The following is a 26,400-nucleotide window of genomic DNA, read 5'->3' on the forward strand; positions in this document are numbered from 1 at the left end:
AAGGTCCTCCTTGCTGTTACATCACGCGCTTAAACATTTTCTCCAAATCAAAAGCTGAAAACGAAACCACAATCGGTCGTCCATGCGGACATGTGTATGGCTGCCGGCAGGCGCCTAAACGCTGAATCAGCGTCATCGCCTCCTGCTCCGTCAGCTTCTGATTGGCTTTAATGGAAGCCTTGCAGGAACACATGATCGACGAGGTTTCTCTCAGCTTGGCGATATCAATATTGCGTTCGCTCAGCACCCATTCCGCCATCTCCTCGATAATGGCCTTCTCGTCGCCCTTAGGGAACCAGAACGGATGAGAACGAACCAGGAAGGTATGGCCGCCAAAAAACTCCATATAAACGCCAACCTTCTCAAACCAGTGCAGCCGTTCCTTCACCTTCTCCGATTCCGATGGCGTGAATTCCAGCGTAATCGGCAGCAGCAGCTCCTGGGATGCATCTGCCGGGTTGCCAAACTGTTCGTAGTAATACTCGTAGTTAATCCGCTCATGCGCGGCATGCTGATCAATCAGGTACAGCCCGGTATCATTCTGCGCTATGAGATAGGTACCGTGATGCTGGCCGATGAGCGTAAGCTCCGGAAATGGCGGAATCTCGGGAGCCGGTCCTGAGGCCGCCTGCAGCCACTCCTTCGTTACGGCAGGAATTCCCGCATTCCCCCTGGTCTCATTGCGGTAATCACTGCGGTAAGAAGAAGCTGCTGCCGTTTCACGCATTTGCGAGGAGGCAGCTGTACCTGCTGCTCCGTCGCCATAAGTGCGCTTGATATCCGACTCTGCCTGGGTGAAGAACTGTCCCTCAGGCCATGTCGACGCAGACGGCCCCTTGAGAGGCATGTTTCCACCAGTTGAAGGCTCGCCGCCGCTTCCTGGAATCGCGATATCCCGTTCATTGCCGCTGCCGGTCGCCGAGGCATGGACTTGCGCAGGAGAAAATTGCAGCTGTTCCTGGATATAGGCGTTGTCGCTTTTGCCAATATTTTGTTTGGCCGGACGTGGAATAAGGATTTCCTGCTGCAGCACCTTGCGAATCTCTTCCTCCACAAAAGCAAACAGCTCCTGCTCTTTACTAAACCGCACCTCCAGCTTGGATGGATGCACATTCACATCGATCAACGAGGGGTGCATGGACAACTGAATAACAACGAGCGGAAACCGGTTGATCGGCAGCAGCGTATGATAACCTCTCAAAATCGCCTGCATTAAGCCGTAGTTCCGGATGTACCTCCCATTAATGATGAGCGACATGCCGTTACGGTTTGCCCGGGTATAATCCGGGCGGCTGATATATCCGCTTAACGTATAATCCATATTCTCCGCTTCAAACGGCAGCATGGCTTTGGCCGATTGAGTACCGTATATGGCCGCAATGACCTGAAGGGCATCGCCGTTGCCCAGCGTCTGCAGCAGCGAGTTTCCATTGTGCCTGAGCGTAAAGGCAATATCCGGCCGGGAAAGGGCCAGACGATACATATAGTCGGATATGTGCCCCAGCTCCGTTTGGATCGTTTTCATATATTTCAGCCTTGCCGGCGTATTGAAGAACAATTCCTTTACGAGGAAATCCGTTCCTCTGGGTGCGGCCGTCTCTTCGTTCACCCGCAGATGACCGCCTTCGATTTCGATCACCCGTCCGCGGCCATCCTGAGCATTGGATGTAACCAGACGTACCTTGGATACGGCCGCAATGGATGGCAGGGCTTCGCCTCTGAATCCAAGGCTGGTGATTTGGAACAGATCGCGGCCTTCGACGATTTTGCTCGTTGCGTGGCGGTAAAAAGCCGTTTCGCAATCCTCCGGATCAATACCGGCGCCGTTATCCGTTACGCGAATGCTGTCCAGTCCGCCTTCTTCGACCGTTACGTCAATCTTGGTGCTCCCGGCATCAATGGCGTTCTCAACTAGCTCCTTCACAACGGAGGCAGGCCGCTCCACCACCTCACCGGCAGCAATCTGGTTTGCAATATGCTCGTCCAAAATCCGAATAATCCCCATCGTTCCTACCTCCGTTTCATTTCATTCCCATGCTAACATCACATATCCTTCGCTTGAAGCTTCAGGTCATTCAGGAACTGCATGGCCTGAAGCGGTGTCATATTCATCACGTCCGCGCCCTTAACGGCATCAATGAGGCTCTTGACGGCAGGATCTTGAGATGCTTCCGGCGGCATGGAGTGCTGATCCTTACCGGGCTTCGCACTCGGTTCAGGCACTTCCTCCTCGCCAAAAATGGAAAGCTGCACCACGCCGCCCTTCTGGTCGGCGCCGCTCAAGCTTTCGGTATACGGCACCCTATCTTCACGAAACTCATGCACCGTTTCCGGTCCAATTCGTCTCTCATCGGAATGAGCAACGGTAGCCGGCTGCTCGCGCTGCATCACAGCCCCTTGCTCCGATGCCACAGCGGCCAGCGAAGCCATCTCCAGGCCCTGCAGCAGTCCATAGGCACGGTCAATGATACTGCCGGGCAAGCCGGCCAATCTCGCGCAGTAAATGCCGTAGCTGCTGTCGGCCGCCCCAGGGATCAGCTTACGGAGGAAATGCACTTTGTCTCCGCTTTCCTGAACCGCCATGGAATAGTTTTTGAGACCGCCAAGGCTTTCCTGAAGATGGGCAAGCTCATGGAAATGCGTCGAAACCAATGCCTTGCAGCCGATGTGATCATGCACATACTCAATCACGGCTTGCGCGATTGCCATGCCTTCACTCGTCGACGTACCGCGTCCCAGCTCATCAATGATGATCAGGCTGCGGGGCGTTGCTTTTTCCGTCATGACCTGAATATCCGCCATTTCCACCATGAAGGTGCTCTGGCCGCCAATCAGATCGTCAGCCGCCCCGATGCGGGTAAAGATACGGTCCACCAGCGGGATAACCGCGCGCTCTGCCGGAACAAAGCAGCCCATCTGGGCCAAAATCGATAACAAGGCCACCTGGCGCATGTACGTGCTTTTTCCAGCCATATTCGGACCGGTAATAAGCAGGATCGAGGAGCCTTCCTTGCGTAAATCCGTTCCGTTCGCGATAAACGATGAATCCTTCATGACGGCTTCCACGACAGGATGACGGCCGCCTTCAACGATATAATCATAACCTTCGCTCAGTTCCGGTTTCACGAACCGGTATTCCGCGCTGACCGCAGCCAACGATTGATAGACGTCAATCTCGGCAATCCGCTCAGCGAGCTTTTGCAGCCGGCTCACTTGGGTATTCAGCTTGTCCCTGATCTCGGTAAAGAGGGCGTACTCCAAATCCACCATCTTCTCCTGCGCCTCCAGGATCAGACCTTCCTTCTCCTTCAGCTCGGGCGTGACATATCGCTCTGCATTCGCCAGTGTCTGTTTGCGTTCGTACCGGCCTTCCGGCAGGGATGAAAGATTGGACTTGGTCACCTCGATATAATAACCGAACACCTTGTTGTAACCGATCTTCAGCGACTTGATCCCCGTAGCCGCGCGTTCCTTGGCTTCCAGCTCCGCGATCCAGCGTTTGCCGCTGGTGCTCGCTTCGCGAAACTCATCCAGCCGCTCGTGATAGCCCGGTTTGATGATGCCTCCGTCACGCACGGACACCGGCGGTTCATCGACAATCGCATGCTCAATCAGTTCACACAGATCGTCGCAAATATCCGTATCCGCAGCCACCCGGCGCAGCGTCTCGGAAGCCGACTGGGCACACAGCTCTTTCAGAGAAGGTATTTGTCTTAATGACAGCTTGAGCGCGTTCAAATCCCGTCCGTTCGCGCTGCCGAACGCAATCCGGCCGACCAACCGTTCCAGATCGTAAATCTCTTTCAGCGCCATCCGCAAATCTTCACGCAGTATGTACTGGTTATACAAATGCTCAACAGCCTCCAGCCGCTCTTCGATCCGGCTGCGGGACAGCAGCGGTTTATCGATTCTCCGCCGCAGGAGTCTGGCTCCCATCGAGGTTTCCGTGCGATCCAGAAGCCACAGGAGCGAACCTTTCTTCGAGCGCTCTCGAACCGTCTCAACGAGCTCCAGGTTGCGTCTGGTGAACGGATCCAGCACCATGTATTGTCCCGGTTCATAGGAAGCAATCTGCGTCAGCTGTCCCAGCGACCGCTTCTGCGTCTCGCTTAAATACGAGATCAGCAAGGATATGCAGGCTCTTCGCTCCTCTTCCAGGCGGGCCCATGCCGGTTCTCCGAATTGGGTGCGAACCAATGCGTCCTCCCTGCGATCCCATGCCGTATAGACGATGTTCCGGCTGCCTGGAAGCGACTGAGATGAAATGATATCAAGAAGGGATGCGTCCCCAATGATCTCGGAGGGCTCATACAGGCCGATCTCATCCCGCAGCCATTCCTCCGAAGATGGGACCGACGTCACATAAAGCTCGCCGGTTGACAGATCGCATGCCGATAAAGACATCAAGCCGCCCGCTTCCGTGACACAAACCATGTAATTGTTCGATTTGTCGTGCACGACCTTGCCGTCCATGATGGTCCCCGGCGTGACGACCCGGACGATTTCCCGCCGCACCATGCCTTTGGTGACCGAAGCATCCTCCATCTGTTCGCAGATGGCAACTTTGTACCCTTTCTCAATCAACCGCTGAATATAACCCTCCGCGGAATGATAAGGCACTCCGCACATCGGTATTTTCTCTGCACCGCCGCCCTCGCGGCCGGTCAGCGTAATCTCCAATTCCTTCGACGCGAGGATCGCATCATCAAAAAACATTTCGTAAAAATCGCCTAAGCGGAAAAAAAGAAACGCATCGCGCGCTTGTTCTTTGACCTTCAAATATTGTTCAATCATCGGCGTATATTTAGCCATGACGTACCTCCATTACCTTCTAGCTTGACCTCCATTATAACAGAAATTGACCGCAAGGCATCACGCCTTAACGGGAATATTCCACAGCGGCCTGATATCTCTGCTCTCATCCCAGGCGCGCCCCGCCTCCATGTGTGCAAGAGCCAGTTCGATTTCACGAGCAAAGTCCGAATATTCCGGCAGTGCCGACAGATCCCTGTGCCAGCCTGCGATGCATTCTTTAAGCACGGACTTATCGCCTTCGTAATAGGCGCGATGGTAACGTTCCGTATTGAATGGTCTCGCCAGCAAACGGTCGCTGTATCGAGCTGCCAGATAGGCAACATACAGCGATACCTTCGCCACAAGCGGCGAAACGAGAAAGCTGGGAAGCGTACGGTATTCAAATCCGCCATACGGCTGCCTCCGAAAATCGCCCAGGAAACCATAACGGGGTCGGCGAAGACGCCCCTTGGGGTCTTCGAGCAGCGCCAGCGGCAGAGCCAGATAATTGTCCAGGGTCTGAAGAAGGGACAGGGAGAGCGGTACTCCGCTGAAATGTATATGGCCGCCTAGCGGGAAATCATCATAAGGCAGAGCTCCTGCCCTCCATGTTAGTGAACGATCCGTAATCAGGCTCTGGGCTTGGCGCAGAGCTTTTTGCATTTCAATCATTAACGCCTTCGGATTCGCTCTCGGTAACGGCCTGAGTTCGGCAATGGGGTAAATGACCTCACCCCGAAAACGAACGGCGTCACTGCCGACCGATCCGCCACGCTCCATAAATTCGGATGCAAACACAATGTCTCCGTTATCCTTCATCAGCACAAACTCGGGATCCATCCCCATAAGCAGCGGCGGAGTCAAATGGGATTCATTGTCTTCGTTAAACGTGTGAAAACCTGCCGCCTGCTGGCCTTTGGCACTCATAACGGTTTTATTCCGGCCCGCTTTCATGCGGACATCCTCGACTACATATCTTCGCCCGGGCCGGGCCGTGATGATGACCTCCCCTTCATCCGCACCCAGCGTATACAGCGACCTCAGGGCCGCTTTCTCCAATCTCCGATGCAGGCCATCCTCGTACCTCCCGTTCTCGGGGTCGGGCTCATACATCACTTCACTACCGCCGAGCTGGTAGGAGCGGATCGAGGCAGCGGACAGCTGCTCGACATGAACCGCGTACCTGGCCGTGTAATGCTTTTCCTCAACTGAGCTCAAACCCAGAAGGCACGGTATCCCGGATCTGGCCAGACGTGCTTGCGCGAGGAGCGCGGCCGCTCCCTTCAATGGTACATATTCTTTTACAGCAGCTGGTTTTACTTTATAATGAGCCATCTCCTAGTCCCCCTGTAAAAAAAATAAAAAAGAGGGCATCCGCCCTCCGCAAAGCTGCCCTCACTGCATATGCTAAGATTAGAATCACTCCTACAGGAGGGTTATCTTACAGTTCATCCTCCAGACCTTCGTAATCAAGGTCTTCATAATCATCGACTTCGTCTCCCAGGACGTAATCGAATTCTTTGTCTTCGTAGTCGCCGTGATGATGGCTGCATACTTTGACAACGACCTTGGTTTCGGCAATCAGCTCCACCGCGTACTCTCTCTCTACCCGCAGAATGACACTCGTGCCATTCGAGGATACGCTGGCCTCAACGCAGCTCGGCTCCTGTGTCGCTTCAGCCGACACTTCCACCGTGGAAGCACGGTGCTTCGGATCCAGATAAGAAAGAGGCACGCGTTCTACATACGATACCGTTTCTTTCGCCACATCGGTCTGTGAATTTTTGTCATAGGAATACCAGATGTTAACATCGTAAGTACCAATAACTTCAATTCCGTCTCCGGCGGCAACCGCCTCGTATTGATGGTTTATAATCCAAGCCCCCAAAATACTGGTCGGATTATTAGGCGGAGTCACGGTATGTGTTACGGTAGAGAATTTACGACCCTTGCCGCAGATCGCCTTCGTGATGATTTCTCTACATTGGTGTTTATGACTCAATGACATCTTCGAACCTCCTCCATACAATCATTCCATACATGTGTATGCAAGACATGGGCGAATGTTGAATGAAGTGGTCCAAATAAATTCATATGATGCTAAAAATATCAGATTTTTTTTTGCAAATCCCTGAGCTATACGGCCGAATCCGCGCGCTTCTGCGGTTTTTTCGCCGTGGGCGCCTTATACTTCTTCGAAATATTCAGATAGTATTCCAGTTCATGGCATAGCTGCAGAATGGCGGACCGGACCTCGAATTCTTCGCGGGTCGTCGGCAGCTCCATCTCCTTGAACCTGTCCTCCAGTTCAATCAGCAGTCCTTCGGACTTGCCCGTATATCCTTCGGCAACGACATCCTTGCTTAACTGATCGAATATTTCCGCCGTCAGCACGCCGTGCGGAAGCCGCTCGTACACCTGGGAGATCTGATGCATCATGCTCTGGATATTCTCCATCTGTTCCTTCCGCATATAAAAATATATGTTCCAGGAGCCGTCCGGATGAATCATCTGATTCTCGGATGCCCGCTTCGCTTCCTCAATTCCTTTTTCAATCTGCCGGTTGGCCTCGATCAGCTCTTTACCGTCCCATATATGTTCGGGATCTCGAAGTGTAAGCGAGAAATGATGGAAAATGACAGAGAAGAGCCCGTCCACCTTCCGGCGGATCTCCATCATCGCTCCCTCGCTGTTTGGCATATAAACCAGGTTCACAAGCATGGCCGATCCGAGACCGATAATCAACAGTTCAATTTGGGTGAGCAAAATGTCCACCCCGATCTCTTCGCCCTGAAACACCCGAAACACCACGACCGAGCTGGTTACAATGCCTTCCTTGAAGTTCGCCTTCGAAATCGCGGGGAATGCAAGCAATATGTATAAAGCCAGTACCCAATAATGAAAACCGAGAAAATAAAATAGCATACACGCCAACACCAGGCCCAGCAATGAAGCGAACAATCTGGACGATATGGAGCGCACACTCCGTTTTCGTGTGACGTCAACGCCGAGTATAGCAAGAAGACCGGCGGACGTAGCCCCCGGTATGTTCAAGGCATCTGTAATTAAGATGGCAAGCAGGCTTGCCGCAGCCGTTTTGATGACACGAAATCCCATGTGATGAAGAGCCTCCAGGCGAGTTGATGATGATTATATATGTTTCCTTATGATGTGACCACATATATAAGGTATCTTCATCCTAGCTTATTTTTATGCCATAAACAACCATGCCTGGGGGCTGCAGACCAAGCCCATTAACGATGAGTCAGCAATTTCCTTTCTATATATACCACCATTTGATACATAGCTGTAGCCACTACAGCGATAATGAGCAGGCTCGACAGCACAAGCGTGAAATTGAATACCTGAAAGCCGTACATAATCAAGTAACCAAGACCCGATTTGGCGACCAGGAATTCGCCGACAATGACGCCGACCCACGCCATGCCCACGTTGACCTTGAGCGTTGACACGATCGCCGGATAGGACGCCGGCAAAATAACTCGCTGAAACACCTGGCGCTTGCTTCCGCCGAAGGTGCGGACGACCTTGATCAGATTGGAATCCACCTCATGAAAACTGTTGTAAACGACAAGCGTGGTCACAATGACCGTGATGGATAACGTAGTGACGACAATAGCGGTAAAACCCGCGCCAAACATCACGATAAATATGGGACCCAGCGCCACTTTCGGCATACTGTTGAACACAACCATATAAGGGTCCAGAACTTTGTTGAGAAACGGCGACCACCAGATCAAAACGGCCAGCAGCGTGCCTACCAGCGTGCCGAGCAGAAACCCGACAACCGTCTCCCCTACCGTAATCCCCAAATGCCCCCATAACTCGCCGCTGATCATATTCCCCCATATGTTGGCAAAGATTTTAGTGGGATAGCTGAAGAGCAGCACGTCAATCCATTTGAATCTGCCCGCCGCTTCCCACCAGATAAAGAATAACAGCAGCAAGCTAAGCTGAACGGTCAGCACGCGTGTGCGTATGCTTTTCTTTTGCTTCATGTGTTTTACATAAATATCCTGGAGCCAGCCCTTCGAAGAAGAAGCAGAAGGCTCATCCCTTGATGTCATAGGCTTCACTCCTTCCCGATCGTTTGCATTTCGCCCCAGATCTCATGAAACAATTCGTTGAACCCTGGCTCCTTACGAGCAAAAAAAGGCTGTACCCGGCGTATGTTCTCGGGAATATTGAACATGCGATGAATCCTTCCCGGGTTGCGGTTCAAGAGCATAACCCGGTCGCTCATCGCAATCGCTTCGGACAAATCATGGGTGACCAGGATGGCGGTCTTCCCCCGCTCCTTCAAGGTCTCCACGATCAGATCCTCAAGCTGCAGCTTCGTCTGATAATCCAGTGCGGAGAAGGGTTCATCCAGCAGCAGCAGTCCCGGGTCGGTCGCCAAGGTCCTTACGAGTGCAACCCGCTGTCTCATTCCGCCTGACAGCTGGGCCGGATAGAGATTGCCGCTCTCTCCGAGGCCCATCTCCTTAAGCAAACTCTGGACGATACCTCGGCTTTCCGGATTCAACCTCTCCGTCAGTTCCAAGCCGATCAAGGCGTTATCCATAATGGTGCGCCAAGGAAACAAATAGTCCTGCTGCAGCATGTACCCGACCTCCGGCGACGGTCCGTTTACCGGTTTGCCGTTCACGTAGGCGGTTCCTTTGGATGGCTGCAGCAAGCCGGCAATGACAGACAAGATCGTTGTCTTGCCGCAGCCGCTGGGTCCAACCAGGCTGATGAACTCCCCTGGTTCCACTTTCAGTTGAATTCCTTCCACAGCCAGAGAGGCTTCCCGATCCGTGACATATACGTGAGCGATATCGCTCAATTCAACTACCGGTACCATTGGTGCTCTCTCCTTTCGTTCTATGGATTAGGAGCACTTCATTATTTAGCTTGTTTCGCTTTCTCGGCAAAGCTGTTGTTGACGATCGTGTCAGGCGCTACCCGTTCTTTCAGCTCCCCGGCTTGCTCCATCACGTCCAGCAGATTGTTCCATTCCGCCTCGTCCACGATCGGATCGGTTGCATAGCTGCCTTGCTCTTTGTAGCGTTTAACGGAAGACACCACGATGTCGCGGTCGCTATCCTTAAAATAAGGCATGATCGCATCCGCGATATCTTCCGGGCTGTTCGCATCCACCCACTGCTGAGCCTTGTAAAGGGCATTCGTAAACTTCTGCACCGTTGCATCGTTTTTGTTGATGTAGCTCTGCTTCGTCATGAATACGGTATATGGCAGACGTCCGCTTTCTACGCCAAAGGAAGCGACCACCTTGCCTCGGCCTTCTTTTTCAAATATGGAGGCCTGCGGCTCAAAAAGCTGAACAAATTCACCGGTACCGGAAGCATAGGCAGAGGCGATATTCGCAAAATCGATATTCTGAATCAGCTCCAGGTCCGCGTGCGGATCGATCCCTTTTTTATTCAAGGTAAACTCGCCTGCCATCTGCGGCATTCCCCCTTTGCGCTGTCCGAGGAATACTTTACCCTTCAGGTTGTTCCAGTCAAAAGCACCCGATCCGTCTCTGGCCATCAGAAATGTCCCGTCCGTCTGCGTCACCTGTCCGAAGTTAATGACCGGATCTTCAGAGCCCTGTTGATACACATAAATCGAAGTTTCTGAGCCGACAAGTGCCACATCGATGGCTCCCGACAGCAGGGCCGTCATCGTTTTGTCTCCCCCAGAAGTCGTCTGCAGCTCGACATCTAGACCTTCTTCCTTGAAAAATCCCTTTTCCAATGCGACATACTGCGGCGCATAGAAGATCGAGCGCGTCACTTCGCCAATCTTGACCTTCGTAGCCGATCCGCCGCCACCGCACCCGGCAAGCGCCGCTCCGGAAACAAGCAGCATGGTTAGCGCCAGCCCCCACCATTTTTGACGCTTCATCGTAACCCTCCATTCCCATTGACCCATTGTTTCTTTTCAGCATATGCATGTGCCTGCCCAAAGGTTAAACTTCTGATAGAGTATGCCGGCGGATGGTGATTGGCACTATGGATATTTGGAAGGAAATAACATCTGCCTGATCCAAGATTACATGGAACCACGAATCATAACAAAAACGTCTATTAACGCATTTTCACAGAAGACAGACCGTGTTTATAGAAAGTCTTTCTAGCGAGAACAGGATGGAAGCCTTCGAAGGTGATACTGTTTTAATGCAAAAAAACGCAGCCCCTTGGGCTGCGTTTATCGTGATGCTTAAAGTTTGTAAATCTCTTTATACTTCTCTTCGAGATAGTCGGCCAGATAGTCCGGATTCAGTTCTTCTCCGGTGACACGTACGATGATCTCGGACGGCTTCTCGCTCTTTCCGTACTTGTAAACCTTGTCCGTCAGCCATTCCTTAATCGGAGCCAGGTTCCCTTCTTCGATGAGCTGGTCGAGGTTCGGCAGTTCTTTGCGCATCGTATGTAGGAACTGAGCCGCATACATGTTGCCGAGGGAATACGAAGCGAAATATCCGAAATCGCCCCCGGACCAGTGAACATCCTGCAGAACCCCCATTCCGTCGTTCGGCGGCATAATGCCGAGGTATTCTTTATACTTCGCGTTCCAGGTCTCCGGAAGATCCTTCACCGCCAACCCTTCGTTAAAGAGCATTTTCTCGATCTCATAACGAATGATGATGTGCAGATTATAAGTAAGTTCATCCGCCTCAATTCGAATCAGAGAGTTCTCTACCTTGTTCGCGGCCAAATAGAAATCCTCGATGTCCACGTCCTTCAATTGTTCAGGGAAGTGCTGCTGCAGATCCGCGAAATAACGGCGCCAGAACGGACGGCTGCGGCCAATCATATTTTCCCACAGACGGGATTGAGATTCATGGATGCCCATTGAGGTACCGCCGGAAAGCGGCGTACCTGCAAGCTCCTTATCGATATTTTGCTCGTAAAGGGCATGCCCCCCCTCATGCAAAGAGCTGAATACCGCACTTAGCACATCATCGGGAAGATACATGGTCGTGATGCGCACGTCACCCGGGTTCAAGCCCGTCGCAAATGGATGCACGCTCTCGTCCAAACGTCCCGCTTCAAAGTCGTAGCCCATTTGCTCCAGCAGGAATAAACTGAATTTCTCCTGCTGCTCTTTCGGAAACAGCTGTTTCAAGAAGTCCGTTTTCGGCTTGAAGGGCGAATTCTGGATCGCATGAACTAGCGGTACCAGACGCGCTTTCAGGCGTTCGAAGATGGCATCCACCTTTTCCACCGTTAAATCCGGCTCATACATATCAAGGAGTGTGTCGTATCTTGTGTTTTTCACGCCCCAATATTCAATAAACTCTTGCTTGAACGCAACAATCTTCGTTAAGTAAGGTTCGAAACCTTCAAAATCGCTGTTCTTCTTCGCTTCCTCCCACTTCGTCTCCGATTGGGCGGCGAGAATGGAATACTCCTGGAAGCGTTCAGGCGGGATGGATTTGCTCTGATCGTACACCTTGCGTGCTTCGGCAATCATGCGGCGTTTGCGGTCATCGAGCTGTTCTGCTTGTTTCGGCTCCGCAAAAAACGATAACAACTGTCCCATTTCTTCCGATATTTGCAGTTTAAATGCTTCTGTGGATAGAACCCCGATCGTTTCCGAACGGATTTCGGTTCCCTTGCGTGGAGCACCCGTCCGTAAATCCCAATGAAGTAGGCCAATAGCTTCGTAATAACTCATGATTTTGCGAACCAATCGATCAAATTGTTCCCATTGTGGTAAATGTTGTACTGCCATTCCGGCACACCTTCTTTTTTTATTAATAGGATTCTTCTATTCTCTATTGATGATACTTTTTACAAGGTATATAATCAACTTCCAGAAAGAATAAATAACAATATACATATAAAGGAGTGTCAGGATGCAGTGAACATTCAACTCACCCCGCAAGCAGAGCTGAAGCTGAAGCACAAGCTTGGGGACAAGCCGGGCGCAATCAGGCTGATCTATGACACGGAGGGATGCGGATGTGCCGTCAACGGCTTCCCAGGCCTGCGTATTGTAGATGAGCCGACGATGGAAGATATCGCTATCGAGACAGGCAGCCCGGTGCCGTTTATCATGAACCGCAAGCAGGCCGTTTTTTTCGAAGAGAAGATGAGGCTCGACGCCGATCCAGCCACCTACTCCTTTCGCCTGGACAGCAGCGGACAGAACTACGGTACTAACATTCAAGTATTAGATGCCAGAGCATAAGAACAACAAATAAACAATAGATACAAAGGAGAGAAAATCGATGGAAAAACACCTTAACAGCATTCTGGAACACAATCGCAGCTTTGTAGAGAATAAAGAGTACGAATCCTACCTGACAGGGCGTTTTCCTGAGAAGAAACTCGTCATTATCACTTGTATGGATACACGATTGGTCGAACTGCTCCCTAAAGCGATGAATTTCAAAAATGGCGATGTCAAAATCATTAAAAACGCCGGCGCGATTATTTCACAGCCCTTCGGAAGTGTTATGCGAAGCGTCATGGTTGCACTGTACGAACTGCACGCCGAAGAAGTCATCGTTGTGGGTCACTACGAATGCGGCATGGCTTCCCTGAACGCCGAGGACATGATCCAGCATATGAGAGACCGCGGCATATCCGATGAAGTGTTGTCCACGCTGGAAAACTCGGGCATCCGGTTATCCAAATGGCTTCGCGGATTCGATAACATTACGGACGGCGTAAAAAATACCGTAAACCTGATCAAAAACCACCCACTTCTTCCTCCAAACGTACCCGTTCACGGCATGGTCATCGATCCCAACACCGGCGCGCTTGATCTGGTCGTAGAAGGTTACGAGAACGAATAAATCAACCAAAGTCAAATGGAAGCACAAACGCTTAAGCGTTTGTGCTTTTTTAGTCACAATTTTGCCAAAAGCAGAGAGAAAGCCCCCTCCCCCGGTTGTCAAACCATACAGTTTCAGTGTACACTTTTTATCAACCGGACCGATAGGCGGATTATCATTCCTGCCTTAGCGTCCACGATATGCGTTTCAAAGGGAGTTATGTCCATGAATACGTTGTCATACGGCTTGTTAGGATTACTGGCAAGAAGAGAATCATCGGGATACGATTTGATGCTTCGAATACAGCCTTTTTGGCAAGCCAAACACAGTCAGATCTATCCACTGCTGTCCAGCATGGAGGAGAAACAGCTATTGTCCTCGCACTGGGTCCAGCAAAGTGATAAACCGGACAAGAAAATCTATGCGATTACAGAAAAAGGCATGCAGAAGCTGCGTGAATGGATGTATCAACCCATCGCGCCTGCAGTCACCAAGGATGAACTTTCTCTTCGAACCTTTTGCCTGTGGCTAACGGAGATCGGCATCGCCGTCGATATTTTCGAGGACCGCAGAATCGGGTATCTGGAGAAGAAACGTTATTATGAGCAGATATTAGAGGGAATTCCGGAGGATACCCGCGAGATTGGAAGCAAGGCTTTCAGCAATTATGTACTCGCTACCAAAGGGTTGATGATGGCTGAAACCGAGCTGAAGTGGTGCGACTGGGTACTGGAATTACTGAGACGGCAGCAGCACACAACAGCCTCAAAACATGGTCGCACAAATTTTGAAACCTTATCGTGACTCGTCCGTATTACTCTTTATTACTCTAAATTTACTGGGAGGTTCGACAGAACACGATGAAAAAAGTATTGACTATTCTTGTAGCGATTACACTGTTCTTTGTAGCGCTGACGCCTGATTCCGCAGATGCCCGCAGAGGTGGCGGAGGTTTCAAATCCGGCACCAAGTCATACAACAGCACTCCGAAAAAGGATACCAATAATGTTCAACAAACGAACAACCGTTCCAATACGACAGGAGCAGCCGGCAGCACAAAAAAACCAGGATTTTTTAGCGGCGGCAGCTTGATGAAAGGACTTATGATCGGTGGTCTGGCTGGTTTGCTCTTCGGCAGCATGTTCGCCGGCATGGGCTTCATGGGCGAAATCATGGGATTGCTCATTAACCTGATCGCAATCTGGGCTTTGATTATGATCGTTATGGCTGTTGTACGCGCCGTGAAGAATCGTCGTAAACAAAACGAACCTCGCGACAACAACAATAACAATAATCGGTACTAATCCATGGTTCTGAGCATGGATGAAATCATCAATGCGGTCTGCCTTCATCAGGCGGAACGCAGAGGCGTCAAACCAACCGATGTATCGCTTGAGCTTAGCTGGGACGAAGATACCGGATATACAGCCGAAGTATGGGTCAGCGGAAGAACACAATATTTGATTGAGGCTAACCTCATCGAAGCTATTCTCCGTTACCTGCACTCCGAGTACAATATCCGCGCTTACAGCGAACAAGTACGACTTGAGCTGGAAGACGAAATTATCGCAATCGTTCAGCAATAACGTTATGAATCGATAAAGCAGCCGCTTCGCTACTATGTGAAGCGGCTGCTCTTTGATTACAAACAATAGAATCAGTTCGTACACCGCACAAAGGTTCCGTCCAAGAAAAGCGCTTCAACAATATCGCGCCCCTCTCCTATTTATCATACGAGCAATGCGCATGCATCATTAGCTTCGCTCTGTGCCTTTGCCTGCGTTTCTGCCCGGATTAGGCGACTCCAGCTCTTTCCGCTTGCCCGCCTTATGCCACTCTTCATATTTTCCGCCAATCTGCAGGAAGGATTCATTGATCATATCCGTCATTTCTTGGATTTCGTCCTTGGTATACTTCAAATGGGTGTTTACATTATCCACCTTGTATTTTAGCAGAAGCTTGATATGGGCTATGGTATGAATGGTATCCTCCAGGATCCAGAAGATCACTTCATCAACATCCTTCGTCCTCTTGCTGAGCATCTGCACGCCTCTTTCATACATAGCGAGCTCGCAATCCTGCACTCCAACCCGGACAACCGGACTCAAATCACCGATATAACCTTCTTCAAAAGGTAGAGTGGCCACTCTCTCGTATTCAGGATCATACACAGAAGTCTTATGAAGCAGATGAAGGATTCGATCAATCATTTCTTGTTTTGTAAGCATAATGGACATATATCCCCCCTCAGGAGCCTCGTAAATTAGTTTCTATATCGCTCACAGTACTATTGGCTTATAATTCAATGCCTTTTCAACGATTTCCTCAGGTGTAAGATCTTCTTCCGGCCAAAAAATCAGATTGCTGATGTCAGGGTGAGGCACATTCGTTGACTAAAGAGCAGTAGAAATCAGTCGGCTCCTCTCCATCGTATAAATAAAAAACACTGCACCAGCTTCAGAAGAACTTAAATAAAAGAAATAAGCCTTCCATAATAAAGGCTTATTTCTCACTATGGTACGCTTATATCATTTCTCTACCAATACTTCATTCAAAAAATTCCCCGTTTAGAAGCACTTCCCGAAACAGCACATTATGATATAAAACCATATCAACTGCCTTCATGTTTTTGCCCGGCTAAACCGTAAAAGAAAAGCTCCAACAAGGTTTCCATGCTGCCATTGCCATATTCCTGGTTCCCCGAATCCCAGCGTCGCCCCAGCTCATTCATGAACATCGAGAAGTACAGCATCGCGACCTCTTCGGTTTGGTCCTTATGAATATAACCTTCTTGTTTCCCCAGCGCGACAAATCTCATGAAAAAACCTTTTACTTTCTCCTCGCTGTACTGTTGGATCGTCTGACTAATGCCACGCTCCTCGGAGGATTGGAATTTCCGGAACTCTTCCGACAAAAAGGTCAGATTCTTAGCCTCCAACTGCATGATTTCTCGGGTCTTATCGGCAAAAGAGCGCGCGGAATCCAGAATGCGCTCATACACCTCCAACTGCTTGTCCGTCCACTCCTTGATCATTTCCATATAGAGCTGATCTTTGGTTCCAAAATAGTTATATATCGTCGCAGGTGACACGCCTGCCTGTTGGGCGATTTCGTTAACGCTAACCTTTTGGTAACCGTGCCTTGAAAATAGCTGGAAAGCGGCGTCGAAGACCTGTTCGATTTTTTTGTGCTTTCTTCGTTCATACCCGTTCATGTGTTCTCCACCTCAAATGAAGTATATATCAAGTTTTAGAGCAACTCAATGCTTTCACTATAAAACAATTGACAACCACCTACTCGAAGTTATAATGTTTTTGTAGTCAATCAATTCAATTACTACATAATATTAATTTAAATTAGAAAAGAAATGAGTGCGTTATGTAATGAAAATCGTAAAGATTCCTTCGATTCTGCATGATGTTTTTGGTGAAAAGCAGTCCGTTGGCTCTCTTCTGGTCATACTGCTCTTCGGTGGACTTCTAACCATCGCGATGGGCTTCATTTATCCTGAAATCACAAGCTCTTTGCCTTTATGGCGCAGTACCCTTGCCTTATTGCTCATCTTCGATATTTTCGCCGGCTGCATTGCCAATTTCACAATCTCAACCAGTAATTTCTACGCGTCCCGAAAAACGAATCGCACAGTGTTCATTGCGATACACGTTCATATCATCATGATTGCGCTTCTGTTGAATACCGATATTGAGTATGCCGTCGGTATATGGGCATATACAATCGCTGGAGCTGTGATCGTAAATGCGCTGATCGGGAAATCATCGCAGCGTTTTATAGGAGGCTTGCTCCTGTCGATCGGCATAGGAGGTACGTTCTTGCTGTCCAACATCCAGCCCTACATGTTATTGGCCGGCACCCTGTTTATGCTGAAAGTATTGTTCAGCTTTGCTGTCGATCATTATGGCGAAGCTGTAGAGAAAGCATGAACACTTCATGCAGAGTATCCAAGCTGACCAAATCGGATAAACTCTTATTTTCATTCATTATGAGCCTGGCATTTGCCCGGGATCCCTTGTTTCTGTATGCATTTGGCGATCCAGAACTCGATCGTAAATCAAGAAGCAGAGCGGCCGCATTTGTCTCCCTCATGTTTGATAAAAGCTTTCTGCTGAATGAAGAAATATGGGGCTATTTTGAAAACGAAATCTTGCTCGGTACCTTTAGTGGTTCATGCGGATAACAAGTCACATGGAATCGCGCTCGATACGGAAAATAAGGGGAATGTAAATTTGTATCAAAGGTGGGGATTTGCTTTAAGGCATGAAGAGAATATCAACGGCCTGACCGTGTATTGCATGTTCTATCAGAAATAGCTCTCCGATATGGTTCTTTGAAGATACGATTCGTCCCATCTATATTAGGTGTCATTGACCTGTGCTCCGAGATTGTCGATAATAGTAGAATAAGTTCACTATCTTCAAGGGATTGGAGCTATGTAATGAAATATCATAATCTGGAAGAATGCATTATGGATCTGGAGAAACATGGGCATTTGGTTCGTATACATGAAGAGGTTGATCCTCATTTGGAAATGGCAGCCATACATATGAAGGTCTATGCCGCAGGCGGCCCGGCGCTGCTGTTTGAAAATGTAAAGGGTTCAAGGTTCCGCGCGGTCTCCAATCTGTTCGGTACGATCGAGCGCAGTAAATTCATTTTCCGGGAAACCTTCGAATCTACGCAAGACGTGATTGCGCTGCGCAACGATCCGATGAAGGCGCTCAAAAATCCGTTCAAATATATCGGGACGGGATTGGCAGCTAAAACCGCATTACCTATCAAAAAAACGGGGACTCTCCCACCTGGCTTTCAGGAAATTCAAATTTCCGATCTGCCGCTAATTAAGCACTGGAAGGACGATGGCGGTGCTTTTGTCACGCTGCCTCAAGTCTATTCGGAAGATCCGGAGAAGCCAGGTGTCATGAATTCCAATCTGGGCATGTACCGGGTGCAGCTCACAGGCAACGAATATGAAATGAACAGGGAAGTCGGCATCCATTACCAAATCCACCGGGGTATCGGCATCCATCAAGCGAAGGCCAATAAATTGGGGCAGCCGCTTAAAGTAAGCTGTTTCATCGGGGGTCCCCCTGCGCATACGATTTCAGCGGTTATGCCGCTGCCTGAAGGCATGAGCGAGCTTACCTTTGCCGGCTTGCTGTCCGGACGCCATTTCCGGTACAGCTATGTTGACGGCTACTGCATTAGCCACGATGCGGATTTTGTCATTACAGGGGAAATCCATCCGGGTGAAACCAAGCCGGAAGGTCCCTTTGGCGATCATCTGGGCTATTACAGCCTTGTCCATCCGTTTCCCGTCATGCGAGTGCACAAGGTCTACGCCAAACAACAGGCCATCTATCCATTTACGGTCGTGGGAAGACCTCCGCAGGAGGATACGTCCTTCGGCGAACTGATTCATGAGCTGACCGGCGGGGCCATCCGGCAAGAAATTCCGGGTGTCAAAGAGGTTCATGCGGTGGACGCTGCTGGGGTTCACCCCTTGCTCTTTGCCATCGGCAGCGAACGATATACCCCTTATCAACAAGTGAAACAGCCGGCTGAGCTTCTTACGATTGCCAATCGGATATTGGGCACGGGCCAATTGAGTTTGGCCAAGTATCTGTTCATAGCGGCCGAGGAGAACCAAACCTTAGACACGCATCAGATCGAGGCTTTTATGTCCTATATATTGGAACGTATCGACCTGCACCGGGATATCCATTTTCAGACCAATACCACGATCGATACACTCGATTATTCCGGTACCGGTCTCAACACCGGCAGCAAGGTCGTATTCGCGGCGGTCGGGGATAAAAAAAGGGATTTGTGCCAAGAGGTGCCTGAAGCCTTGAAGGATCTGCCCGGGTACTCGCCATCGAAATGGATCATGCCCGGCATTGTCGCAATCCAGGGAGCCCCTTTTACGAGTTATGCCGAAGTACGGCAGGAAATGGAGCATCTAAACGAGGCAATCCGTGCGAGAGGTGCCCTCTCTTCCTGTCCAATGATCATTCTGTGTGATGATAGTGAATTCATGAGTGCGACAGTGAGTAATTTCCTGTGGGCGACCTTTACGCGCAGCAATCCTTCCCATGACATTCACGGTGTGAACAGCCGCTATGAGCACAAGCACTGGGGTTGTGATACGGTCATTATCGATGCCCGTACGAAACCGCATCAGGCCCCACCATTAATACCGGATGAAGAGGTTGAACGCAGCATCAAGCGTTTATTTACGGATGGAGGCAGTTTAAGTCGTATTCCGATACGATAAATTAAGGGATGACCGCGGGCGTTATTCCAGAAATGAATGAAATTTATAAGGGCTGGTCTGTAGTCAATGCGACTATGGGATCAGCCCTTATATATCTTCATAGGAACCACGATGACGATGATGCAAAAAGAGCGGAGGTTGGGATTCAACTTCAAGTGCCATTCGGTTGTCCGCTTCCTATACCAGCACGCTCAGCACATCCTCAATCTTTCTCCCGTGCGATATGCTCCCATAATTCATCCAGGTGAGAAAATCAACCTCATACACACAGCCACTCTTAACGGCCGGCAGTGACTTCCATTCCGGCGTATCCATCACGCTTCTCTCCTCGCCTTCACATGAAGAATGGCGTTTATCGAGGGTAATAAACAAATGATCGGCATCCAATAGTTTCATGTATTCCCGGGTTAGAATCGCATTTCTGGCATCCCCTGACAACCGCTGAACGAGCGGATGCGGGGTCAGCCCAAGATCCCTGTACAGGATCGGCCCGGTATACCCGTGATCTGGGCCCGAATACAGACTCATTCCTAATGCCGATATACGAAGACAAGCCACGGTTTGTGTTCGGACGGCTCGTTTCAGAAGCGCCTTGGCTCTACTAGCTTTATATTCATACTGTGCAATGACATCCGACACCCGATCCATCCGGCCCAGCAGGTCTGCCGATGTACGAAGCGTCTGGCGCCAATCCTCGCCTGCGTGCTGAAACTCGTATGTTGGCGCTAACCGTCCCAAGCCGTCGTCGGACATCCAACGTGTGAAGCCCTGATCCATCATGATCATATCCAGCTTATGACGGGAAAGTTCATCAATATCCTCACGCTCGATATCGATGACCGGAACATCGTGCAAGCCAAGATAATCCTGCTTTCCCCACCGCGGGTGGGTGCATTGTATGACGGGCTTAATGCCGAGAGCTACCAGAAAATCTTCAAGGAATGGCGCAAACACCCGCTTAGTATCGTGGTCATGGCGACGACGTCGATATTGACCAGGAGAAACGCCGACCGTCTGTTTGAATCGACGATTAAAATAATATTCGTTGCTAAACCCAACGAATGATGCAATATCCAGCAGCCGATCTTCCGTTGCCAGCAGCAATTCTTTTGCACGCTCAATCCGGATACGGTTCAGGTAATCAAGCGGATACTGGGTCGTTAACTCTTTAAAAATCCGCGTATAATGCCAACGCGCAACGTCCGCACGATCAGCCAGTTGTTCCACTGTCCACGTCTTCCGGTAATCTTCTGTCAGATGCTCGATCGATCGCTCCACGGCCTGACGCATATCGATGGACTGTGAATCGTTCCGGTTCTGCCTGCATAGAAACAGCATAAGCTGCTGAAATCGAACGTGAACGTCGAAGTCTTCCAGCTCGCACCTGGTTCCCCGTTGCTTCCAGAGAGCTTCCAAATAATCAAGGCACTGGGAGAACGGACGACAGGACAAAACTCCCTGGCGCATGCAGGATTGGAAGCTTCGCACCGGCACAGAGTCGGTCTTCCTGCCATCAATCCTCCAATATTCGTAAGTTAATCGATAGTAAGCCAATCCGTCGGATTCAGAATGAATAACCGAAGTTGTGCCTGGTACAATGTGATAACATCGCCCTCGACGTATGGCATGCTCTGTATCCTCCAGAACCAATCGTCCGGTCCCGGCAGTCGCAATCAGCAGCGTGAAGTCGTTCCCGCACACAGGAGCCTCCAGCCCATTTATGGAACGAGAACGAAACCGAATATCCTTAAGCCTATAAAAAGCAGTATCGCGCAGCAACTTGATCTCATCGTTCATGTCATCTTCCCCTACCGAAAATCATATGTATAGCGCAAAAGAACAAAAAAGCATATCAACTTGGTTGACAGCTTCCTGTTCCTTCTCATCATGCACGGTTAATCTGATTATTGGACAAACCAGTTCAAGAGATCATCGGCTTTTATCATATTCGCTTTAATCGCGCCCGTTTGCCAGTGGGTTCGATCCGCTCTGTACACATGACCGTTTTTGACGGCGGGTACGGATTTCCACAACGGACTGTCAAATACCTGCATTGCTTCTTGATTCTCTTCCGAGTCCCAGCTGCCGTTCGAAGGGAAAATAATGATATGGTCCGCATCTAACTCCGGGATTTTCTCTTCGGATAGAATAGCTTGAAAATCGGTCATGTCACGCGCAAACGGGTGTGGAGTCAACCCCATTTCTTTGTAGATATTGCCGATAAACCGGTTCTCGATACCAAACAGGGCGAGCGTTTTATCTCCGACATTTAACCGGAGCACCGCCACGGTCTCTTCCCCGACAGCTTGTTGCAGTTTCATCCTCGTTTCCTCGATTTTCTTATTATAGTCGCTCAACACGCCTTCGGCTTCCTCAGGTATGCCAAGCACATCCCCTATGGCCTTCATAATGTCCGGCGGACTTTGTAAAATAGACTCGGGCAGCCGATAAGTAGGCGCTATTTTGGAGTATAGTTCATACTTGGCCGCATCCACCGCTCCGTCAACAATAATCAAATCCGGACCGGTTTCCAGCAGAGCCTCCACGCTCCCCGTTATATCAAAGGTCGGAACTTCGAGTTCCAAATAATCCTGTTTCCCCCAGCTCGGATGATACCACTGCACAACAGGCGTAATGCCAAGGGCCAGCAGATAGTCCTCCAGGTAAATTCCCGCTACCCTCTTCGGATCTACGGGAATTTCGACTTCTCCGAATTCATCCTTCACCACTTTGGTAGCAGCCGCATCCTGCTCCTCCTGCTTGTCCTTCTGTTCCGTGACTTGTTCTGAAGGCTCAGCTCCCTCCTGACTCTGCTGAGCTCCGCATCCAGCCAGTAGAATCATCAGCGCTAATAAAGCTAGCATCCATCCGGCATTCTTATAAATAGACCTTGCCATAAAACATGTCTCCCCTTGCACGTTGTTAAAAGGTACGAAAAGAGCACGAATCCCACATATTGATTATGATAATCATTCTCATTTCGTTCAGGTACATTGTATCTCACCCTTTGGGATCCAACAATACATTTTCTCGAATCTTTTTTTATACAAACTAAAAGGGCCCCTTAGCTTGGAAGCCCCTCTACTTTTTATTCATAAATCTATATAATAAATATTATTTCTACCTGGGAGGGAGAGCATTGTTTCCAATACTAGAGACCAAACGATTAAAGCTGCGGGAAATCCAGCATCAGGATGCCGGGGCCATCTATAGCTGCTTCTCGAATGATGAGGTGACTCGCTATTACGGACAAGACACACTGACCACCCTCGAGCAGGCACTCCACATGGTTAAGCTCTTCGCTACCAACTACGCGGAGAAACGCGGGATTCGTTGGGGCATCGAAAGGAAAGATACGCAGGGTCTCATCGGCACCATGGGGTATAACGTATGGTCCCCGCGGCATAAGAGGGCCGAGATCGGATATGAAATACATCCTGAATTCTGGGGACAAGGTTATGCAATCGAAGCTGCCTCCGCCGTGATCGCATATGGTTTTCAAGTGCTTGGCTTGACCCGCATCGGTGCCGTTGTTTTTCTTGAGAACCAGGCTTCCCACGCCCTGCTGACCAAACTCGGTTTTGAAGCGGAAGGTATCCTTCGCCAATATATATATCAAAACGGCGTGGCACACGATACGCGGGTGTATTCATTATTAAAAAACTAACCACTTGCGTTAGGGGTTCTGCTTAAACCTCTTTAAGTTTCATTCTTCCGGGGATTCCTTCGCATCCAGAAAAGGTTTGTTCACAAAATAATACATAAAACCCATCAGCAGCACGCCGCCAATCAAATTGCCAATCGTTACCGGGATCAGGTTATGCAGTACGCCTTCCAATGAAATCGTGCCGGGATGATTCAGCACGAGCGCAATAGCAAAGGTGCACATATTCGCAACGCTGTGCTCATATCCGGAAATGAAGAAACAGAATACAAACAGCATCATGGCAAACATCTTGGCCCCGTCGCCCTTCAGTGACATCGGGATGAAAAAGCAAGGCATACAAGCCAGTTGCACAGAATGGCCCTGAAAAACAGCTGCACCGTCGGAGTGGTCATTTTGTGCTCAACCACATCGAGCAAAAAACCGTTCACGGATGAATCCACGAAAAGTCCGGTCAAGAAAATCAGCAGCGCAAACGTGCACGCCCCCAAGATATTCCCCGCGTAGCTGAAGACCCACAGCTTGACGACCTCCAGCCATCTTAGTTTCTTGCGCAGAGCGGCATACGTGTAGTAGAACGTGTTCCCCGTAAACAAGTCCCCTCCCCCATACGCGATCAGAATGATCGCCGCGCCAAACGTAAGGGCGGCCATCGGGTAAGTCAGGGGGGAATGCTCCAGATAAAAGAAGTTGCCTGTCTTAAAAGCAACAATGACGCCAAAGCCGATAAACATGCTGGCGAGCATGGAGCGGGCGATGTAACGAAGATGGCTTTGTTTGAAAATTTTGTGTTTTTTGAGAGCAAGCTGCTCCACCTTGAGTAATGATTCGGTTTCCATAATTCCTCCTGAAAAAGTCGATTCTATATAGATTACACGATTTTTCCAATAATTCATATCGCCTTATGTATCATTACCCCATTTCCCCTGACGAAATATTCATGGTGGACACAACTCGATCCGGTCGGGGTATCAAATCTGATATTTCATCTTCATAGAATCGTAACCCACTGCCGTTAAGCTTCCACTATCATAAGAAGATAAGGATGATACACTTGTTTGATGCACAGCGCAGGTGGTAATTAGTTGTTACAAAGGAGAGGATGCAACATGAACTTGAAACAACCAGCAAAAAAAGCAATCGTCGCCTTGACCATCGCAGGAGTCTTCGGTGTAAGTGCAATCGGTGTAAATCATGCTGTTTTTCCGCTGCAGCAAGCAGAAGCGGCTACGGCGGCCAATGCCGGCGATTATGCTGCGGAGCATGCGCTCAAGACGCTCAACAGCTTCTATAAACCCGCATTAAAGGGACAATTTCCTGGTGCCGTCAGCGGATTAACGATCGGTAAAAGCACAAAGCAGGATGTTTATAAAGCAATTGGCGAGCCTTCCGTGGCAGGCAAGCATGCCGACGCCTTCGATGTATACGGGGCCAACATGGGGAATCCAGGCTACGCCTTTTCCTATAAACTGAACAAAATCCGCGAGATGCGTTATTTTGGCACGAACGTGGAGCGGCAGACGAACATCGGCGGCATCACCATGAAAATGCTGAAGCAGAACTGGTTTGCACCGGACGCCACAACCACTTTCAAAACCGGAAAAGTCAAGCAAACCAAGCTCACTTACAACCGGGGAGATTACAAATTGGAGTTCATCTTTAACAGCAGCACAGAGCTGGACCATATTAATCTGCTGAAAAAATAACCGAGATTAGAAACTCTCACTCCCCAATTTATGGTTAACCTGTCCAGAAAACATCAGAAAAGCCCGGTCTCTTAGAGAGCCGGGCTTTTCTGATACATGTATAGATTTTTACAGCAAATACTGAAACAATGTATCGTCCAGCCACTCCTGACTATATTCCATCCGCTTAAATCCAGCAGCTAGCATATACACCTGCTCACTTAACACTTGAGACTCATCGGTCCCTTCCTGATAGCGGCTCAAAAAATGCAGAAATACATCAACCATACGCAAGCGCATGAGAACCGGAATCGCGGCAATCTCCTCTGCGTTCAGCCGAACGCGGCTGGCAAATCCTTCACAAAACTGCTTTATGGCCTTCCTCTCGTCCGCGATTCCCAAAAATCCCGAGATGACGACCGCAGGCTCCATCGCTCTTACATCCCATGTGCAAAATTCAAAATCAAGCAAAGCGGTAACCGTATGCGGGTGATCTGCGTCTACCAATAGATTCGAAAGGTTAAGATCACAATGCACTAGCTGCTGCGGCAGATTTTTTAAAGATTCAAGCCTGCTGCATATATCGGCGTATGCTTCTTTTAGTATATGAAGTGCCTCTGCTTGATCCTTGAACTCCATTGGCGGCTGCTTGCAAAAATCTAGAATGAACGCTTCGCTGCATGCAGGATAAGACTGAAGCAGCTCGAAATAAGGTGGGTACACCGGTTCCATTCCGATTGAACAAGCCGCAAGGGCATTTACCAGTTCCCCGGTCTTCTCCCCGAAGGAATACGCTGCTTGAGTGCTGCCTTCTTCCGGACGCACTCCTTCAATATATGCAAATAGGCAGGCGTAACGATCACTCCCATCCTGAACCCGAACCATCTTATCGCCAGACGCGGAAGGAAGAGGAGCCGGAATCTTATAACTCAGCGGCACCTGCTGCAGCGAGTCCAGAACCGCAAACTCGAATTCGATTCTTGCCTTATCTCGATGTGTATTGTAAATACGCATGACCGAGCGGCGTTGTTCGTTATGAATAAAGTGGGTCGTATTGTTCCAGCCCGTCGGACCTTTAACCAGTTCACCGTTCCACTCTGGCCAGTAGACTTGCAGAAGATGCTGAATCATGATTTTACCTCTCTTACCCTTTTAAATCTTCAGTTATATC

24 protein-coding genes and 2 pseudogenes are annotated in these 26,400 nt (G+C 49.7%); 10 read left to right on the top strand and 16 right to left on the bottom strand.

What is annotated here, in order from left to right; genetic code table 11:
• Window positions 1-16: 16 nt before the first annotated feature.
• From mutL to PLA01S_RS06675, 9 genes are all read right to left on the bottom strand, one after another.
• Entirely contained in the window at window positions 17-2,005 is a 1,989-nt protein-coding gene (gene mutL / locus PLA01S_RS06635; RefSeq protein WP_127590914.1) for a DNA mismatch repair endonuclease MutL, read from the bottom strand.
• Between the two features lie 38 nt (window positions 2,006-2,043).
• Window positions 2,044-4,812, bottom strand: a complete 2,769-nt coding sequence (gene mutS, locus PLA01S_RS06640) for a DNA mismatch repair protein MutS (RefSeq protein ID WP_127590916.1) — start codon at window positions 4,810-4,812, stop codon at window positions 2,044-2,046.
• A gap of 60 nt (window positions 4,813-4,872) precedes the next feature.
• The gene (locus tag PLA01S_RS06645; RefSeq protein ID WP_127590918.1) at window positions 4,873-6,129 is read right to left on the bottom strand and encodes a putative amidoligase domain-containing protein; all 1,257 of its coding nucleotides are present in this window, start codon (window positions 6,127-6,129) and stop codon (window positions 4,873-4,875) included.
• A gap of 106 nt (window positions 6,130-6,235) precedes the next feature.
• Entirely contained in the window at window positions 6,236-6,802 is a 567-nt protein-coding gene (locus PLA01S_RS06650) for an outer spore coat protein CotE (RefSeq protein ID WP_071218248.1), read from the bottom strand.
• Between the two features lie 128 nt (window positions 6,803-6,930).
• Window positions 6,931-7,911: an aromatic acid exporter family protein gene (locus PLA01S_RS06655; protein ID WP_127590920.1), complete on the bottom strand. Its 981-nt coding sequence runs from the start codon at window positions 7,909-7,911 to the stop codon at window positions 6,931-6,933.
• Between the two features lie 137 nt (window positions 7,912-8,048).
• On the bottom strand, window positions 8,049-8,882 hold the full coding sequence (locus PLA01S_RS06660) for an ABC transporter permease (protein ID WP_100536441.1): 834 nt from the start codon (window positions 8,880-8,882) through the stop codon (window positions 8,049-8,051).
• Between the two features lie 5 nt (window positions 8,883-8,887).
• A complete protein-coding gene (locus PLA01S_RS06665) occupies window positions 8,888-9,661 on the bottom strand; it encodes an ABC transporter ATP-binding protein (RefSeq protein ID WP_127590922.1) in 774 nt (257 codons plus the stop codon).
• A 41-nt stretch (window positions 9,662-9,702) separates the two neighbouring features.
• On the bottom strand, window positions 9,703-10,707 hold the full coding sequence (locus tag PLA01S_RS06670) for an ABC transporter substrate-binding protein (RefSeq protein WP_127590924.1): 1,005 nt from the start codon (window positions 10,705-10,707) through the stop codon (window positions 9,703-9,705).
• A 315-nt stretch (window positions 10,708-11,022) separates the two neighbouring features.
• Window positions 11,023-12,540, bottom strand: coding sequence for a carboxypeptidase M32 (locus tag PLA01S_RS06675; RefSeq protein ID WP_127590926.1), 1,518 nt, complete (start codon window positions 12,538-12,540; stop codon window positions 11,023-11,025).
• Between the two features lie 129 nt (window positions 12,541-12,669).
• Here PLA01S_RS06675 and PLA01S_RS06680 point away from each other — a divergent pair, with 129 nt between their 5' ends.
• From PLA01S_RS06680 to PLA01S_RS06700, 5 genes are all read left to right on the top strand, one after another.
• Window positions 12,670-12,999, top strand: a complete 330-nt coding sequence (locus PLA01S_RS06680; RefSeq protein WP_127590928.1) for an iron-sulfur cluster biosynthesis family protein — start codon at window positions 12,670-12,672, stop codon at window positions 12,997-12,999.
• A 40-nt stretch (window positions 13,000-13,039) separates the two neighbouring features.
• Window positions 13,040-13,609, top strand: coding sequence for a beta-class carbonic anhydrase (locus PLA01S_RS06685; protein ID WP_090911712.1), 570 nt, complete (start codon window positions 13,040-13,042; stop codon window positions 13,607-13,609).
• 204 nt (window positions 13,610-13,813) lie between these two features.
• A complete protein-coding gene (locus PLA01S_RS06690) occupies window positions 13,814-14,392 on the top strand; it encodes a PadR family transcriptional regulator (RefSeq protein ID WP_100536436.1) in 579 nt (192 codons plus the stop codon).
• Window positions 14,393-14,448: 56 nt separating this feature from the next.
• Entirely contained in the window at window positions 14,449-14,892 is a 444-nt protein-coding gene (locus PLA01S_RS06695; RefSeq protein WP_100536435.1) for a hypothetical protein, read from the top strand.
• 3 nt (window positions 14,893-14,895) lie between these two features.
• Window positions 14,896-15,174, top strand: coding sequence for a YxcD family protein (locus tag PLA01S_RS06700; protein WP_006209626.1), 279 nt, complete (start codon window positions 14,896-14,898; stop codon window positions 15,172-15,174).
• Between the two features lie 168 nt (window positions 15,175-15,342).
• On the opposite strand, the gene PLA01S_RS06705 is transcribed toward PLA01S_RS06700, so the two are convergent.
• The 3 genes and pseudogenes from PLA01S_RS06705 to PLA01S_RS06710 all read right to left on the bottom strand — a co-directional run bounded on the left by PLA01S_RS06705 (window position 15,343) and on the right by PLA01S_RS06710 (window position 16,802).
• Window positions 15,343-15,825, bottom strand: coding sequence for an immunity 63 family protein (locus tag PLA01S_RS06705; protein ID WP_127590930.1), 483 nt, complete (start codon window positions 15,823-15,825; stop codon window positions 15,343-15,345).
• Window positions 15,826-15,867: 42 nt separating this feature from the next.
• Window positions 15,868-15,975, bottom strand: a pseudogene (locus PLA01S_RS33165) (bacteriocin immunity protein); the annotation flags it as partial.
• A gap of 224 nt (window positions 15,976-16,199) precedes the next feature.
• Window positions 16,200-16,802: a TetR/AcrR family transcriptional regulator gene (locus PLA01S_RS06710; RefSeq protein ID WP_127590932.1), complete on the bottom strand. Its 603-nt coding sequence runs from the start codon at window positions 16,800-16,802 to the stop codon at window positions 16,200-16,202.
• A gap of 169 nt (window positions 16,803-16,971) precedes the next feature.
• On the opposite strand from PLA01S_RS06710, the gene PLA01S_RS06715 reads away from it, so the two are divergent.
• The 3 genes from PLA01S_RS06715 (at window position 16,972) to PLA01S_RS06725 (ending at window position 19,880) form a co-directional block, all read left to right on the top strand.
• A complete protein-coding gene (locus tag PLA01S_RS06715) occupies window positions 16,972-17,529 on the top strand; it encodes a hypothetical protein (protein WP_127590934.1) in 558 nt (185 codons plus the stop codon).
• A gap of 59 nt (window positions 17,530-17,588) precedes the next feature.
• Complete coding sequence (locus tag PLA01S_RS32450; RefSeq protein WP_246059362.1) at window positions 17,589-17,783, top strand: hypothetical protein; 195 nt, start codon at window positions 17,589-17,591, stop codon at window positions 17,781-17,783.
• Between the two features lie 258 nt (window positions 17,784-18,041).
• Window positions 18,042-19,880: a UbiD family decarboxylase gene (locus PLA01S_RS06725; RefSeq protein ID WP_127590936.1), complete on the top strand. Its 1,839-nt coding sequence runs from the start codon at window positions 18,042-18,044 to the stop codon at window positions 19,878-19,880.
• 177 nt (window positions 19,881-20,057) lie between these two features.
• Here PLA01S_RS06725 and PLA01S_RS06730 read toward each other — a convergent pair whose 3' ends face one another.
• Window positions 20,058-21,677, bottom strand: a complete 1,620-nt coding sequence (locus PLA01S_RS06730; protein ID WP_127590938.1) for an AraC family transcriptional regulator — start codon at window positions 21,675-21,677, stop codon at window positions 20,058-20,060.
• A 107-nt stretch (window positions 21,678-21,784) separates the two neighbouring features.
• Window positions 21,785-22,777: an ABC transporter substrate-binding protein gene (locus tag PLA01S_RS06735; RefSeq protein WP_246059363.1), complete on the bottom strand. Its 993-nt coding sequence runs from the start codon at window positions 22,775-22,777 to the stop codon at window positions 21,785-21,787.
• 242 nt (window positions 22,778-23,019) lie between these two features.
• Here PLA01S_RS06735 and PLA01S_RS06740 point away from each other — a divergent pair, with 242 nt between their 5' ends.
• Window positions 23,020-23,547 carry a GNAT family N-acetyltransferase gene (locus tag PLA01S_RS06740; RefSeq protein ID WP_127590940.1) on the top strand — a complete coding sequence of 176 codons (528 nt, stop codon included), beginning with the start codon at window positions 23,020-23,022 and terminating at the stop codon, window positions 23,545-23,547.
• Between the two features lie 39 nt (window positions 23,548-23,586).
• Here the strand turns inward: PLA01S_RS06740 and PLA01S_RS06745 are convergent.
• Window positions 23,587-24,383: pseudogene (locus PLA01S_RS06745) on the bottom strand (formate/nitrite transporter family protein).
• A 270-nt stretch (window positions 24,384-24,653) separates the two neighbouring features.
• Between PLA01S_RS06745 and PLA01S_RS06750 the strand changes: the two are divergent.
• Window positions 24,654-25,250 (top strand): YjgB family protein, encoded by a 597-nt coding sequence (locus PLA01S_RS06750; protein ID WP_127590942.1) that lies wholly within the window; start codon window positions 24,654-24,656, stop codon window positions 25,248-25,250.
• 108 nt (window positions 25,251-25,358) lie between these two features.
• Here PLA01S_RS06750 and PLA01S_RS06755 read toward each other — a convergent pair whose 3' ends face one another.
• Window positions 25,359-26,360: a phosphotransferase gene (locus PLA01S_RS06755; protein ID WP_127590944.1), complete on the bottom strand. Its 1,002-nt coding sequence runs from the start codon at window positions 26,358-26,360 to the stop codon at window positions 25,359-25,361.
• Window positions 26,361-26,400: the final 40 nt, after the last annotated feature.

Source organism: Paenibacillus lautus NBRC 15380 (assembly GCF_004000945.1).
Classification (GTDB): domain Bacteria; phylum Bacillota; class Bacilli; order Paenibacillales; family Paenibacillaceae; genus Paenibacillus_AQ; species Paenibacillus_AQ lautus.